Annotated in this window: 15 protein-coding genes and 4 tRNA genes; 16 read left to right on the top strand and 3 right to left on the bottom strand. The window is 42.3% G+C overall.

All coding sequences use genetic code 11. The features are described 5' to 3' along the window. Nucleotides 1–1872 (bottom strand): diguanylate cyclase, encoded by a 1872-nt coding sequence (locus ACFO4O_RS15395; protein WP_382410118.1) that lies wholly within the window; start codon nt 1870–1872, stop codon nt 1–3. A 131-nt stretch (nt 1873–2003) separates the two neighbouring features. Here ACFO4O_RS15395 and murB point away from each other — a divergent pair, with 131 nt between their 5' ends. The 8 genes from murB to tuf all read left to right on the top strand — a co-directional run bounded on the left by murB (nt 2004) and on the right by tuf (nt 6507). Then, nucleotides 2004–2999, top strand: coding sequence for a UDP-N-acetylmuramate dehydrogenase (murB, locus tag ACFO4O_RS15390; RefSeq protein ID WP_382410116.1), 996 nt, complete (start codon nt 2004–2006; stop codon nt 2997–2999). A 2-nt stretch (nt 3000–3001) separates the two neighbouring features. Continuing rightward, nucleotides 3002–4009 carry a bifunctional biotin--[acetyl-CoA-carboxylase] ligase/biotin operon repressor BirA gene (birA, locus tag ACFO4O_RS15385; RefSeq protein ID WP_382410114.1) on the top strand — a complete coding sequence of 336 codons (1008 nt, stop codon included), beginning with the start codon at nt 3002–3004 and terminating at the stop codon, nt 4007–4009. Further along, complete coding sequence (locus tag ACFO4O_RS15380) at nt 3993–4757, top strand: type III pantothenate kinase (RefSeq protein WP_382410112.1); 765 nt, start codon at nt 3993–3995, stop codon at nt 4755–4757. The genes birA and ACFO4O_RS15380 overlap by 17 nt, the downstream gene beginning before the upstream one ends. A gap of 154 nt (nt 4758–4911) precedes the next feature. Beyond that, nucleotides 4912–4987: transfer RNA gene (locus ACFO4O_RS15375), tRNA-Thr, on the top strand. A 9-nt stretch (nt 4988–4996) separates the two neighbouring features. Beyond that, nucleotides 4997–5081: transfer RNA gene (locus tag ACFO4O_RS15370), tRNA-Tyr, on the top strand. 33 nt (nt 5082–5114) lie between these two features. Beyond that, nucleotides 5115–5189, top strand: a tRNA-Gly gene (locus tag ACFO4O_RS15365). Nucleotides 5190–5197: 8 nt separating this feature from the next. Beyond that, nucleotides 5198–5273 (top strand) — tRNA-Thr (locus tag ACFO4O_RS15360). A 49-nt stretch (nt 5274–5322) separates the two neighbouring features. Then, nucleotides 5323–6507: an elongation factor Tu gene (tuf, locus tag ACFO4O_RS15355; protein ID WP_382409983.1), complete on the top strand. Its 1185-nt coding sequence runs from the start codon at nt 5323–5325 to the stop codon at nt 6505–6507. A 99-nt stretch (nt 6508–6606) separates the two neighbouring features. Here the strand turns inward: tuf and ACFO4O_RS15350 are convergent, their stop codons facing one another. Further along, complete coding sequence (locus ACFO4O_RS15350; RefSeq protein ID WP_382410110.1) at nt 6607–7563, bottom strand: integron integrase; 957 nt, start codon at nt 7561–7563, stop codon at nt 6607–6609. Between the two features lie 451 nt (nt 7564–8014). On the opposite strand from ACFO4O_RS15350, the gene ACFO4O_RS15345 reads away from it, so the two are divergent. The 7 genes from ACFO4O_RS15345 (at nt 8015) to ACFO4O_RS15315 (ending at nt 11045) form a co-directional block, all read left to right on the top strand. After that, entirely contained in the window at nt 8015–8284 is a 270-nt protein-coding gene (locus ACFO4O_RS15345; RefSeq protein ID WP_382410108.1) for a hypothetical protein, read from the top strand. 85 nt (nt 8285–8369) lie between these two features. Next, a complete protein-coding gene (locus tag ACFO4O_RS15340) occupies nt 8370–8684 on the top strand; it encodes a hypothetical protein (RefSeq protein WP_382410106.1) in 315 nt (104 codons plus the stop codon). An 89-nt stretch (nt 8685–8773) separates the two neighbouring features. Beyond that, on the top strand, nt 8774–9172 hold the full coding sequence (locus tag ACFO4O_RS15335) for a hypothetical protein (RefSeq protein ID WP_382410104.1): 399 nt from the start codon (nt 8774–8776) through the stop codon (nt 9170–9172). 139 nt (nt 9173–9311) lie between these two features. Then, nucleotides 9312–9557: a hypothetical protein gene (locus tag ACFO4O_RS15330; RefSeq protein ID WP_382410102.1), complete on the top strand. Its 246-nt coding sequence runs from the start codon at nt 9312–9314 to the stop codon at nt 9555–9557. 98 nt (nt 9558–9655) lie between these two features. Next, a complete protein-coding gene (locus ACFO4O_RS15325; RefSeq protein ID WP_382410100.1) occupies nt 9656–10081 on the top strand; it encodes a hypothetical protein in 426 nt (141 codons plus the stop codon). A 133-nt stretch (nt 10082–10214) separates the two neighbouring features. Continuing rightward, nucleotides 10215–10643, top strand: a complete 429-nt coding sequence (locus ACFO4O_RS15320) for a DUF4265 domain-containing protein (RefSeq protein WP_382410098.1) — start codon at nt 10215–10217, stop codon at nt 10641–10643. Nucleotides 10644–10721: 78 nt separating this feature from the next. Next, entirely contained in the window at nt 10722–11045 is a 324-nt protein-coding gene (locus ACFO4O_RS15315) for a hypothetical protein (protein WP_382410096.1), read from the top strand. Nucleotides 11046–11083: 38 nt separating this feature from the next. Here the strand turns inward: ACFO4O_RS15315 and ACFO4O_RS15310 are convergent, their stop codons facing one another. Then, entirely contained in the window at nt 11084–12034 is a 951-nt protein-coding gene (locus tag ACFO4O_RS15310) for an IS110 family RNA-guided transposase (RefSeq protein WP_382410094.1), read from the bottom strand. Nucleotides 12035–12325: 291 nt separating this feature from the next. On the opposite strand from ACFO4O_RS15310, the gene ACFO4O_RS15305 reads away from it, so the two are divergent. Further along, nucleotides 12326–12547: a DUF4288 domain-containing protein gene (locus ACFO4O_RS15305; RefSeq protein WP_382410092.1), complete on the top strand. Its 222-nt coding sequence runs from the start codon at nt 12326–12328 to the stop codon at nt 12545–12547. The last annotated feature ends 96 nt before the right edge of the window (nt 12548–12643 follow it).

Below are 12643 nucleotides of genomic sequence, written 5' to 3'. Positions count from 1 at the left end.
TTAAAAACCTTCGCTCACAATTTGGTTACGTCCTCGATGTTTTGCTGCATAAAGCGCTTTATCAGCGCGGCTGATTATGCTGCTTGGCGCTTCATTTTCTTCAGGTTGCACTAAACCAATAGACGCAGTAGTAGGTTGTTCAATATCTGCTTGTTTACCTACCGCTGCTAGGCGCTTAGCGTACTTTTGCAGCAGCCTTTTAGTTTGTCCAAGTGGAGTGTCTGGAAATATAAACAAAAACTCTTCTCCACCGATGCGCCCCACGCTGTCGGTTTTGCGAAAACTCTCTTGTGCGAGCTTGGCAGACTCAATAAGTATTTCATCGCCTTTTTGGTGGCCGTAGGTATCGTTTATTCTTTTAAAGAAGTCTAAATCTACAATCGCGACGCAGTAAGGTAATAAGTTGCGATTAAACATATCTTGCTGAAAATCGAGAATTTCTAAAATGCGCCGACGTGAATAAATGCCGGTTAATGCGTCGGTATGAGCGATTAATTCTAGTTTTTGACGGTGTTTTCGGCTGCGGATAAACATCAGTAATAATAAAAACGTGATGCACAACAAAAGACCAATGACCAAAAAGAAGAGCTGATTAAGCATCTGCTTGTTTTCTATTTCTGTTGATTGAAACGCATTTTTTTGCTTGAGCTCAATATTTTCTTGCTGTTGCAGCTGGAGCTGGAAATTTGTGTGCATATCAAGCATGCGCTTTATTTCATCTATAGGTTGATTGATGTCGCGAGCGGCGATGACGTTTTTTGTGACACGATAAGCTTCTTCAAATTGGTCAAGACTGCTCAGAAGTTCCGCGCGGTGCAGATGAATACTCTGCACTAAGTTAAAGTCTTCGCTATTTTCGGGAATGGCATTAAATGCTTCAACCAAATATTTAATAGCAGCGTCCATATCGTCTAACTCGGTATATGCCCTGCTTAAAAATAGATTAATTTGTGCGACTTCTATCGGATGCTGTGAGTCAAATAGTGCAAGGGCGCTGCCTAGCTTTTCGATAGCGGTGTTAAGGTCACCGTCGTTATATGCAAGTTCTCCTGCAAATTGCAGTGCTTTAGCGTTATAAAACACCTGCTGATTATTGCCCAGTAGCGCTTCTATCTGGCTTAGGCGCTTTGCAGCGTCATCTAACTGCCTGCTCGATAGCAAGCTTGGCATACTAATCACCAAAATGTGTAACAGTGCACTGTTGTTATTGGTTTTTTGGGCGGTCTCAATGGCGCGCTGAGCATAGCTTAGCGCAATGGCGTGTTCGTTACGCTGCTGGTGAATCAAAGTAATAGATGTTGCAATTTCAACGATATCATTTTGCAAATCTAAGGTTGTTGCTAGCTGCAATGCCAACTGAAGGTCTTGCAGTGCGGATATACTGGCACCAGAGAGATGATCGATTTGTGCTCGCTTCATTAGCCTAGCCACTAAACTCCCTTCATTGTCGGGGAGAGCAGTGTTATCAACCGCACTGGATATTGCAGTGCGCGCTTGGTTTAACCGATTATCGGCGAGATAAACATCCGCTAGCTTTTCATAAAAAATTGCATTAAACGTTTCGAGGTCGGGCTGCTCGTATAAGCTAAGGGCTTGAATGCCCGCGTTTAACTCGCTAATGGCGGCGTCATATTGCCCTTCTAGTAAAAGCGCTTCGGCACGCAGGTAATGATGTTGCAGAGTGTCTAATAAACTAGCGTCTTCTTCTAGTAGTGTATTCGATTGTAAAAAAGACAGTGGCGCATCTTGAATTTGAGCGCGTTGCTGCTGGTAGTTTGCATCAAACAGCACTGACTGAGCGGCATAGCTGGCACTCACATAAAGCAAGAATACTGGTAACCATATTAGCCTAACGCTAATTTTACTGCTCATAAACTGTTCTTACATCTCAGGATAATTGAAGTATTGCCGAGGCGATAAATTATTTCGCCTACGTTCTTTATACATCAGTGTATAATTAGGTAACATTGAAACGGATTACATTAACGGAAGTTATTTCCACTTTGCACTCACTTACTTCGCTCCACACATTTGGTCTTGCTGCGCATGCTAAAGACTTTTTGACCATCGACTCGGTAGAAGGTTTACTGCGAATTTTATCGTCTTTACAGAAAACGCCCTATTTATTGCTCGGTGAGGGCAGCAATACGGTCTTTACGGAAGACTATAACGGTCTGGTGATTAAAAACGCGTTAACGGGTATCAATATTAGTGAAGATGATAACTTTTACCACTTAAATGTTGCGTCTGGCGAAAATTGGCACGACTTGGTGCGCATGTGCATGAACAAAGGTATGTTTGGCTTTGAGAACCTAGCGCTTATACCGGGCAGTGTTGGAGCCAGTCCCATTCAAAATATCGGCGCTTACGGCGTTGAGATAGAGCGATTTATTCAAAGCGTTGAGTTTGTGGATTTGAGAAGTGGGATGTATGGGCACTTTAATAAGCGAGAGTGTGAGTTTTCTTATCGTGAAAGCCGCTTCAAGCGAGAACCTGGCGCCCGTTTCATCACATCGGTGAATTTTGCTCTGCCCAAGGCAAATCAAGTTGTTGCTACCTATGGACCTTTGTTAGAGATAAGCGACCCCACGCCTCAAGCTATTTTCGATAAGGTAATAGAGACGCGCAAAAGTAAGCTACCCGACCCCTCAGTATTAGGTAATGCCGGTAGCTTTTTTAAAAACCCCACGATAGATGCAGAGCGGTTTAGAATCTTGCAGCAGCGCTACCCGAACATTCCGCACTTCGGTGCACCGGCTGGTAGAGTCAAACTCCCTGCCGCTTGGTTGATTGACCAACTTGGATTTAAAGGGCAAAAGCGCGGAGACATTGCTTGTCATGAAAACCAAGCCTTGGTGTTAGTAAATCATGGACAGGGTACAGGTGAGCAGTTGCTCAGTTTAGCCAGAGAGATCCGGCAACAGGTGCAATCACAATTTAACATTAGCCTCGATAACGAAGTGCGTTTAGTGGCCGGTTCAGGGCCTATTGAATTGTGACTATGACCCAATCGAATAGCTCATCAAGGCAAAGAATCAACGACCTGAGAACACAAATAGTAGCACTGCTAAACAGCGAGAATTTTGTGTCGGGCGAAGAAATTAGCCGCGGGCTCGGGATTACGCGCTCTTCAGTATCTAACCATATAAAAGCAATAAGCGAGCTCGGTCTTGATATATTTAGCGTAAAAGGGCGCGGTTACAAACTGGCAAAGCCACTAACACTATTGAGCGAAGGCAAGATACGTCAGCACATGGCGATTCAAAGCACGTCTCAAAGCACGTCAGATATTTTGCTTCGCAATATTGTGAGTTCAACCAACGATGTTGTTAAACAACTGGCGCCGTCGCTAAAACAAGGCAGTGTTTGTTTAGCTGAGTGTCAAACGCAGGGGCGAGGGCGCAGAGGGCGGACTTGGGTATCACCTTTTGGTTCGAGTATTTATATGTCGATGCTGTGGCGATTTGACAGCGGCTATCAGTCGATGGCCGGACTGTCGCTTTTAATCGGTATCGGTCTTAACCGCGCACTTCAGCGTTTAGGTGTGCACACATGTAAACTAAAGTGGCCTAACGATGTGTATAACGCCGGTAAAAAACTTGCAGGTATTTTGATTGAGGTAGAAGGCCAGATTGGAGAGCAAACGCTCGCTGTAATAGGCGTTGGCGTTAATATCGAACTTGCTGACGGCTTAGAAGCGATAGACCAAGCGTATACCGATGTTCAAGAAGCATTAGGCGGGGCGGTTGACCGCAACATATTTACTGCCTATTTGCTTGAAGCGCTTTGGGATATGTTACCTGAGTTTCAGCAAAATGGTCTGGCGCCTTTTATGGAAGAATGGCGCGCTGCAGACCTATATTTTGATAAAAAGGTATCGCTTATTTCAGGGAGTTACACAACTCACGGCGTAAGCAAGGGGATAGACAGCAGTGGAGCACTATTGCTTGAAACTAACGGCGCAGTAAAGCCTTACCACGGAGGTGAGATAAGTGTTAGGCCGTGCTAGTTTACTGATAGATGTGGGAAATACTAATATCAAATATGTTTGGTATGCAGAGGGTGAGAGTTTATTAGGTATTTCACCTCACATAATCGCCAACGAATCGATTGAGCAAGCCTTACCCGACTTGCTAGCGTCGAGAAAAGATATTTCCAATATAAACGCTTTTATTTGCAGCGTTAAATCCTCAGAGCTAACACAAACTATCCTCTCAATCTTCAATGAAGCCGGGATAAGTTGCGTACAAGCACAGAGCCAGTCTTGCCAGTTTGGACTTAAAAACAGCTATGAAAATGTGAGCAATATGGGAAGTGACAGATGGCTTGCTATGCTCGGTGCCGACGCGATTTGCAATCAAGATGCACTAGTGATTGATGCCGGAACCGCGATCACCTGTGACTTTATAGTAGACAAGCAGCACCTTGGTGGCTGGATTGCTCCGGGTTTAAGCCTGTTGAGAAAATCAGTAGTAAGCAATACACAACGGGTATTTGATTTTGATTCGGTGACACCAGCTTTGTTACCTGGTCAAGATACGAGCAATTGTGTTGCAAATGGCGCCCTCGCACAAAGTATAGGCATTGTTTATCAAGCCTATGCCTTAATGAATGAAAAAAGCAGTGAGTTTACCGTGTTTTTAAGCGGCGGCGACCACGCAATAATTAAGCAGTATCTGCCGCCAGCGCTTGGCAATGCTCAGATTCATCCCAACCTAGTGTTAGCTGGTTTAGCTAGATTAAGCAGCAATCCTTAGTATCCATAATGACTCAAATATGATGCTTATTTGATGTATTTATGGCGTAAATTTCAGCACTTAATAAAAATACCGAAAAAAAGCCGCTTTTTTGTGATTTGTCTCTTGCCATGAAGGGAAGCTTACTCTAGAATGCGCACCCACTTGATGCAGTGCCGACTTAGCTCAGTTGGTAGAGCAACTGACTTGTAATCAGTAGGTCACCAGTTCGACTCCGGTAGTCGGCACCATCAATCTCAGGAGGGGTACCCAAGCGGTCAACGGGAGCAGACTGTAAATCTGCCGGCTCAGCCTTCGCAGGTTCGAATCCTGCCCCCTCCACCACTTTTTTATGAGGTGGCCAGAGAATATAGGAATGCGGGCATCGTATAATGGCTATTACCTCAGCCTTCCAAGCTGATGATGCGGGTTCGATTCCCGCTGCCCGCTCCATCCAATTCGCTGATATAGCTCAGTTGGTAGAGCGCACCCTTGGTAAGGGTGAGGTCGGCAGTTCGAATCTGCCTATCAGCACCATTCTCTGTCCTCTTCAAGAATTTTAATTAACTTTGCTGGGAAAATAGAAATGGCAAAAGAAAAGTTTGAACGTACGAAACCGCACGTAAACGTAGGTACAATCGGCCACGTTGACCACGGTAAAACGACGCTAACCGCGGCAATCACTACAGTACTAGCAAAGACCTATGGTGGTAGCGCGCAAGCATTCGACCAAATCGACAACGCTCCAGAAGAGCGCGAGCGTGGTATCACAATCGCTACTTCTCACGTTGAGTATGACACGCCTAAGCGTCACTATGCTCACGTTGACTGCCCAGGACACGCCGATTATGTGAAAAACATGATCACCGGTGCTGCGCAAATGGACGGCGGTATCTTAGTTGTTGCGGCAACTGACGGTCCTATGCCACAAACACGTGAGCACATCTTGTTAGGTCGCCAAGTTGGTATTCCTTACATGATTGTTTTCATGAACAAATGTGACATGGTTGACGACGAAGAATTACTAGAGCTAGTAGAAATGGAAGTTCGTGAGTTGTTAACAGAATACGAATTCCCGGGTGATGACTTGCCAGTTATCCAAGGCTCAGCACTTAAAGCGCTTGAAGGCGACGAGAAATGGGAAGCTAAAATTGTTGAGCTAGGCGAAGCGCTAGACAACTATATCCCAGAGCCAGAGCGTGCTATCGATAAGCCGTTCATTCTTCCTATTGAAGACGTATTCTCAATCTCAGGCCGTGGTACAGTTGTAACCGGTCGTGTAGAGCAAGGTATTGTAAAAGTAGGCGAAGAAGTTGAAATCGTAGGTATTAAAGATACGACTAAGACAACGTGTACGGGCGTAGAAATGTTCCGTAAGCTTCTAGACGAAGGCCGTGCTGGTGAGAACGTTGGTGTTCTACTACGTGGTACTAAGCGTGAAGACGTAGAGCGTGGTCAAGTATTGGCGAAGCCTGGTTCAATCAACCCGCACACTAAGTTTGAAGCTGAAGTATACGTACTAAGCAAAGACGAAGGTGGCCGTCATACTCCTTTCTTCAAAGGATATCGTCCACAGTTTTACTTCCGTACCACTGACGTAACAGGTGCTGTTGAGCTACCTGAAGGCGTAGAAATGGTAATGCCTGGCGACAACTTGAAGTTTGTAGTTGAGCTAATTGCACCAATCGCGATGGACGAAGGTTTACGCTTCGCAATCCGTGAAGGTGGCCGTACCGTAGGTGCGGGCGTTGTAGCAAAAATCTTAGACTAATACTTCATAGAGCGTTATCTGACGAAAGTCAGGACCTCCTTGGGTAAAGTAAGAGTACACATTAAAAAAGCCAGCATCTTGCTGGCTTTTTTATTGCCATTAATGAAGTTTATCTAATGGGCTCTTGCTACCTGCAAATTTATTGCTGACCACATGAGTGTAAATTTCAGTTGTTCGAATGTCTGTATGACCTAATAACTCTTGCAAAGAGCGTATATCCATACCCGATTTAAGCATTTCAGTAGCAAATGAATGACGAAAACTGTGCGCTTTAACAGGTTTGTCGATACCCGACTCAACAACAGCCCTTCTCAATTGCTTTCTGAATGCTGTTTCATGCAAGTGATGTCTGCAAATATAGCCATCTACTGGATGTCGACAGCGCGTAGTCGAAGGAAAGAGATACTGCCATTTCGCATCTTTAAGAGCCTTCCCATATTTTTTGTTTAAACTTGCTGGTAGCGAAGTTGAGCCATAACCATGTTGCAAGTCTTTTGCATGCATCGACTTTACCTTCTTAATTTGCTCTTGAAAGGGCTGAACAAGCGCGTTAGGCAGCAACGATATCCGATCTTTTTGCCCTTTCCCTCTAAAAATAAAAATAGTTTTATAGCTAAAATCTATATCCTTCACTCTCAGTCTTAGGGCCTCTGTAATTCTTAAACCAGCGCCATAAAGCGTACATGCAATCAAATGATGGTCACCGCGCAAGTGGTTTAAAATCACTGATACTTCATTTGCATTTAAAACTGTGGGCAGGCGTTTTGGCGTTTTGCTATAGCCGAAAGACAAATTAACCAGCTCTTTGTGTAATATATTTTTATACAAAAATACTATGGCACATAGCGCTAAGTTTTGAGTCGATGCACTTATTTTCTTTTCGTTTGCTAAGTAGTTTAAGTAAGCTTCAACATGCTCTTCTCGTAATGTTGACGGGTGTTGATAGTTGTGAAATCGAATATAACTTTTTATCCAAGTAATGTAAGACTTCTCAGTTTTAAGACTATATCGTTTGGTGCGCATAAAGAGCACTATTTGATTTATAAATGCAGACACACTACCTCCCTATGTGTGTTTAGAAACATGTTCTTGCTAAGTGACATCCGATGTCTTTATAAAAGTTGTTTGCTTACTTTGCTAACTATCTGAAAAAGTGAGATCTATTTCAAAACATTAATTTATCAAGAGGCTCGCTAAAAACCGGCGCGCTAAAAACGTGTATTTTGTGCAAGTAATGCGCTTGATAACTTCATAAATACCAAGTAAAACAGTAATAAATAATAATTGAGACTTTAAAATATGAAACTGAACCTCGGTATTTATTTAAAATTCTCGATAATAAGTTGTTAGAAGTCAGGGATATGATAGAAATAGAATTTGAAGAACCACACATCTTAAAATGCGATTGTTGCGATAATGATGTCATTAGATTAACCAGATTTGTCTACAAAGACGGGATGCTTTTGCCGTTTATTACGCACAGTTCACGCCAAGCCACGAAGACGGAATGGTCAAACTGCTCGTTGGTGTTGGCGAATGGGAGACCGAAGAAGAACTTACTATGAAATATGCTTTTCCTCTCGTGCTTTGGCAGACAGAAGACAATTGGAATGTTCAGGCAGTCAACGCTTCAGAGAGTCCATGGAATACGGAGGTCATTGGAAAAATGTTGGACCGTACAACTGCTTTAGAAAATCGGTTTATAAAAGATGTGTTTCATATCACCGACCACATCGTTTTAGAAGACAAAGAAATTCTAGGTTATTTTGGGAAATGACTTCTAACAAGGCGCTCAAGGGGACAAATACATGGCATGGCTTGCGCCATTGTAATGCCATGTATTTGCCCCTTAGCTTAGTGTTATGTTTCTTGAGGATGTATCTTTGGTTGTCTATTCACACCTTGAAAAATTAAGAGCTTCTTTTGATAGTATACCTCTTGAACTTAGAGTTGAAGCTATAAAGACATACGAAGCAAGGGAAATTGAGATAGATTCAAAGTTATATATTGAATCAGTATGGATAGACCAAGTTGGGACTGATCAAATTTTGATTGTTCAAATTCAGAAAATTGGATTTACCGCAAATTGTTGCTTTTGCTTGGGAAGTAAGTTTCTCCGCAACGATAATGTGGAGCATTTAAGCAATGAGCAGCTTTGGGATTTAGGGATACCGTAAGATGAAACATAACAAAAAAATTGAAGACGGATATCTGGGAAGAGCGCCCAGCTACCGCTTAATTTGGTGTTAGGTTTCAGGAGGTTAATTTGAAGTCAGAATTGTTCGATGAAGACTCGGTAAAAAAGGAAGCTAAAAGGCAAAACGATTACCTTAATACTTTCTTGGGCATTCTTATGTTTACTTTAGGTTTTTCGTGCCTTGGTTTAGAAAAACCATGGAAAGGATCGGTCGTATGTCTTGCTTTGCTATTGCCTCTTTTTTATAAAGCGATTCAGTATGTTCCAGAAACAGTATTGACACTCCGTACCCTTTCAAAAGATCACCCCGAAGACTTAGAGATTAAGGAATCACTTAAATACTTAGAAAAGAAATACTTGGGTTTCAAGTCAGTTCTTACAAGCAACCTTGTATACTTAGTCGGCGTCGTAATGTTCGGCTTGGTGCTTCTCTCGCCAGATTTCGTTCAGTGGATTAAATCGAAATGAAACCGAACAAGGCGCTTAACTCGTTCCCTTCGGTCACTGGGACACAAACGCAATGCGAGGCTTCGCCAATTATCGCATTGCATTTGTGCCCGTTAGCTTTGCGTTATACGTTGTTCTTTAAGTCGTAAACGAGGCTATTTTGAAGGTTAAGTTTTTAGTTGCCTATGATTATGATTGTGGGGGAATTTGGAGAGTCATTGATGCTGATGGAAAAACCCAGATTGTAGAGAAATACCCTGAATTAATTATAGTTGATGAGAAGCCACATTGGATGTCTGAGGAGAGACTAGCAGATCTCACGAAGAATGCGATCAATATCGAGAATAGTGATGATACGTTTTTTAAATCGGTAGTCAGTCAAAGGAGTATAGACAATGATAGCTGAGACTAGATTGTTTCTTCGATTAACGTATAACAAATACATCAACCGGATGCTGGCAAGAGCAGCCATCACCGGTTATGTAAGGTGTTAGGTGCTACCTGATGTTTAATTATTATGGATTGAAATGGCCGGCTTCGAAATCGTTTATAACTAGCCCTAGACACTTGAGTCATTTGAAGGCTGTTATCTTCTTTTTGGGCACGCCGTTGGTACTAAGTGCGTTAGTAATTACTGGAGGCAAAGGTTCGCGGGCGTTATCAGAAGAGGTAGCCTTGTTGATTTTGTTCATGGCCGTGCTTTTTTTATTTGCTTGCTTTGCTGAGGAATACATCAAAACATTTCTCTCGGTAATTATTGTTGTTTCAGTATCAGGCTTTGTTTTCTCTCTATGCTATGTGATTAGCTTATTTGATAGTATTACAATATCAGCGGTGGTTGTATCAATGCTTACAGCCGTTTATTTCTTACTCATTGTCGCAATGTCGCTCAGGAGTTTTAAATGCCATCAGCACCTAACAAAACACTGAAGTCAGTCGCTATCGCTCCTTCGGACAGGTTTGATTGGCTAAAAACTGCATGTCACTGCGTTCAATTATCGCAGTTTTTAGCCAATCAAACCCGCCGCTTAGTTCGGTGTTAGCGTCTTTAAGGGAAGTTGTAATGGAGAAGGTTGTATTTGCACTAGAAATTGAAGACGGTTGGCCACCTCTAGGAGCAGAAGGAGTATGGTGCAAGAAAATTGGAGAGCATTATCAGTTAGATAATATCCCATTTTTTATACAAGGCTTAGCTGTAGGTGATCTCTTTAGTGCTTGCCCAGATCCAGTTAATAAACACATTTTCGAATTCGAAGTTTTAAAAGAATCAGGTCATTCTGTCATTTCTATCTTAAATAATATCGACCTAGATTTAGAAGGTTTCTTGGGTTCTGTAAAGGCACTAGGATGCTCATTTGAACAATTTAAACAATATTCGTTGACTGTGATCGACGCACCACCAGATATAGAAATCGATAGATTGAATAAGTTAATCGATCAATATGAGGATTTAGGAATTGATTTTGCCTTTCCCGTTTGGCGTTTTGAATAGGCACGACGCTAACAAAAACTTGAAGCGGACAAAAATAGAGAGCAATTTTCGCCGCTTAAGTGGGTGTTAGGTAACTACATGGAGTTTTTCAAGTACAAAGACCTGAAAATGCCAAGTGAACTTGGATATGAGCACTTACTTGATATACAGTACTATTTAAATACCGAATTATCCCTATTGTTTAGAGATTTGAAAGGTCAAAGCCGAGAAAAGATTGCGAGAGAATTAGTTACTAAGGTGGAGTCTTTGACAGATTGTATTAACGAATTTGGTTATGATCTTCATCGTTGCAATTATTCAGGTGATGTCAACTATGAAAATAGTAAGCAAATATATTGCAATAAAAGTCTTAATATCAGATTTCATGGATTTTCAGCACAAATATCATGGGATGTATGGTGACGTTACCTAACAAACGACTATGGCGTCAATAAGTAAATTCACGCCATTTTCGATTCCCACTTTTTACCATCGCGAAGCATTGAATTTAGTATTACTATCATCTTTCTTATGCAGGCAATTATCGCTACCTTCTTCGGCTTCCCACTGGCAACTAATTCTCGGTATTTTTGTTTGAAAACAGGATTACATTGGATAGCTGACATCATTGCCATGAACAGTACTTTTCTAACTTGAGGACGCCCCCCTTTGATGGCTCGCTTACCTTGATATCTCCCGCTTTCTCGGTTAATTGGCGCGACTCCCACCAATGCAGCGGCCTGTTTGTTAGTAGCATAGCCAAGCTCAGGCATGTAGCTAATGAGCGCAGCCGCACACACTTTTCCAACACCAGGCATACTTTGCACTATATCGCTTTTCTCTTGATAATCGGGACAGCTTTCAATAAGCGTAATGAGTTGTTGCTCAATTTTGACTAACTGATTTTTAAAGACGGTCAGCACTTGCTTGATTGTAGATGCCACCGTTTTAGGCATTATTTTGAGCCTGTTTTTTTCCATTGTTTGCATCGTTAAAATTTGATTTCGGCGTGCAACTAGATCAGCCATGAGGCGCATACTTTCTGGTTTTAATGTTGATAGCGTGGGTTGAACGGCTTCGCCATAGTGAGCAATTAGCTTTGCATCAAGCTTATCAGTTTTAGCTTGCAGCCCAATGGCCCCAGCGAACCGTCGAACATGAATTGGATTAGCGATTACAAAGGGCAGATTAGCCTTCGAACAAGCCATAACGAACAGCAGTTCAAGACGACCAGTTGCCTCAATTATTACTCGCGATGGTGTGTGTTTCTTAATCTCAGAGATGGCCTTATTGATACCCTTTACATTATTTTCAACGACAAAAAAGATATCCAAAGGACGAATGTAAATATCCAATTGATGTTTGCCAGTGTCAACACCGACATTAATATTTTGCGAATTGATTGTTTTCATAATAAGCTAACTCCAGTTTGCGTGATGCGAGCTCTTGAGGCCCAGTAGACTATTCGAGTATTTATGCTTGGAGTTCTATGGGGTGTTCTCGTTTGTTATCGGTCTCTCTACAGAGGAGCCAAGCATGAACCGAACTACCTCACAGAAGAACATTGGTTGCAGCCAATGTCTGGGTCTCACTTTACCACTTTTGGAGAGGGGATTTTGCCATACAAATGCATGAAGACGGATTTGTCAGAAGAGCGCTGCCAAACCGCTTATGCAAGTTGTTATTTGCTTAAGGAGTAACTAATGAGTGACCCAAACCATTCTCCAGTTGGTTGGTATGTCGCCTCTTACTTACTTCGATTTGTAGAATTGAACGAAGAAGGTAATTTCGATGAAGAAAAACAGTTCACTGTTTGGGAAAATACAATATTAGTAAAGGCGAATGACATCGTTCAAGCATACGACAAAGTTGAGTCTGAGGCACTTTTAGCAACTGAACCCTATAAAGGAGGCGAAGAAGGGTAAGCGTCCAGTAAACCACATATTTCCAAGTTAAGTCCAACCCTGCACCATGAGGCCTCAACTATCAAGTAGAGGTCTTTATGCAAAACAAACGACGAA

Origin of the sequence: Glaciecola siphonariae, from assembly GCF_042652645.1 — a bacterium.
Taxonomy (GTDB): domain Bacteria; phylum Pseudomonadota; class Gammaproteobacteria; order Enterobacterales; family Alteromonadaceae; genus Glaciecola; species Glaciecola siphonariae.
This window is presented reverse-complemented; position numbering and strand designations above follow the sequence as displayed.

What these genes read in the sequence shown, in the direction of transcription:
- ACFO4O_RS15325 (WP_382410100.1), top strand. Translation starts at nt 9,656, where the DNA reads ATGTTTAATTATTATGGATTGAAATGGCCGGCTTCGAAATCGTTTATA.
- ACFO4O_RS15345 (WP_382410108.1), top strand. Translation starts at nt 8,015, where the DNA reads ATGGTCAAACTGCTCGTTGGTGTTGGCGAATGGGAGACCGAAGAAGAA.
- ACFO4O_RS15395 (WP_382410118.1), bottom strand. Translation starts at nt 1,872, where the DNA reads ATGAGCAGTAAAATTAGCGTTAGGCTAATATGGTTACCAGTATTCTTG.
- ACFO4O_RS15340 (WP_382410106.1), top strand. Translation starts at nt 8,370, where the DNA reads ATGTTTCTTGAGGATGTATCTTTGGTTGTCTATTCACACCTTGAAAAA.
- ACFO4O_RS15320 (WP_382410098.1), top strand. Translation starts at nt 10,215, where the DNA reads ATGGAGAAGGTTGTATTTGCACTAGAAATTGAAGACGGTTGGCCACCT.
- ACFO4O_RS15315 (WP_382410096.1), top strand. Translation starts at nt 10,722, where the DNA reads ATGGAGTTTTTCAAGTACAAAGACCTGAAAATGCCAAGTGAACTTGGA.
- ACFO4O_RS15305 (WP_382410092.1), top strand. Translation starts at nt 12,326, where the DNA reads ATGAGTGACCCAAACCATTCTCCAGTTGGTTGGTATGTCGCCTCTTAC.
- ACFO4O_RS15310 (WP_382410094.1), bottom strand. Translation starts at nt 12,034, where the DNA reads ATGAAAACAATCAATTCGCAAAATATTAATGTCGGTGTTGACACTGGC.
- tuf (WP_382409983.1), top strand. Translation starts at nt 5,323, where the DNA reads ATGGCAAAAGAAAAGTTTGAACGTACGAAACCGCACGTAAACGTAGGT.
- birA (WP_382410114.1), top strand. Translation starts at nt 3,002, where the DNA reads ATGACCCAATCGAATAGCTCATCAAGGCAAAGAATCAACGACCTGAGA.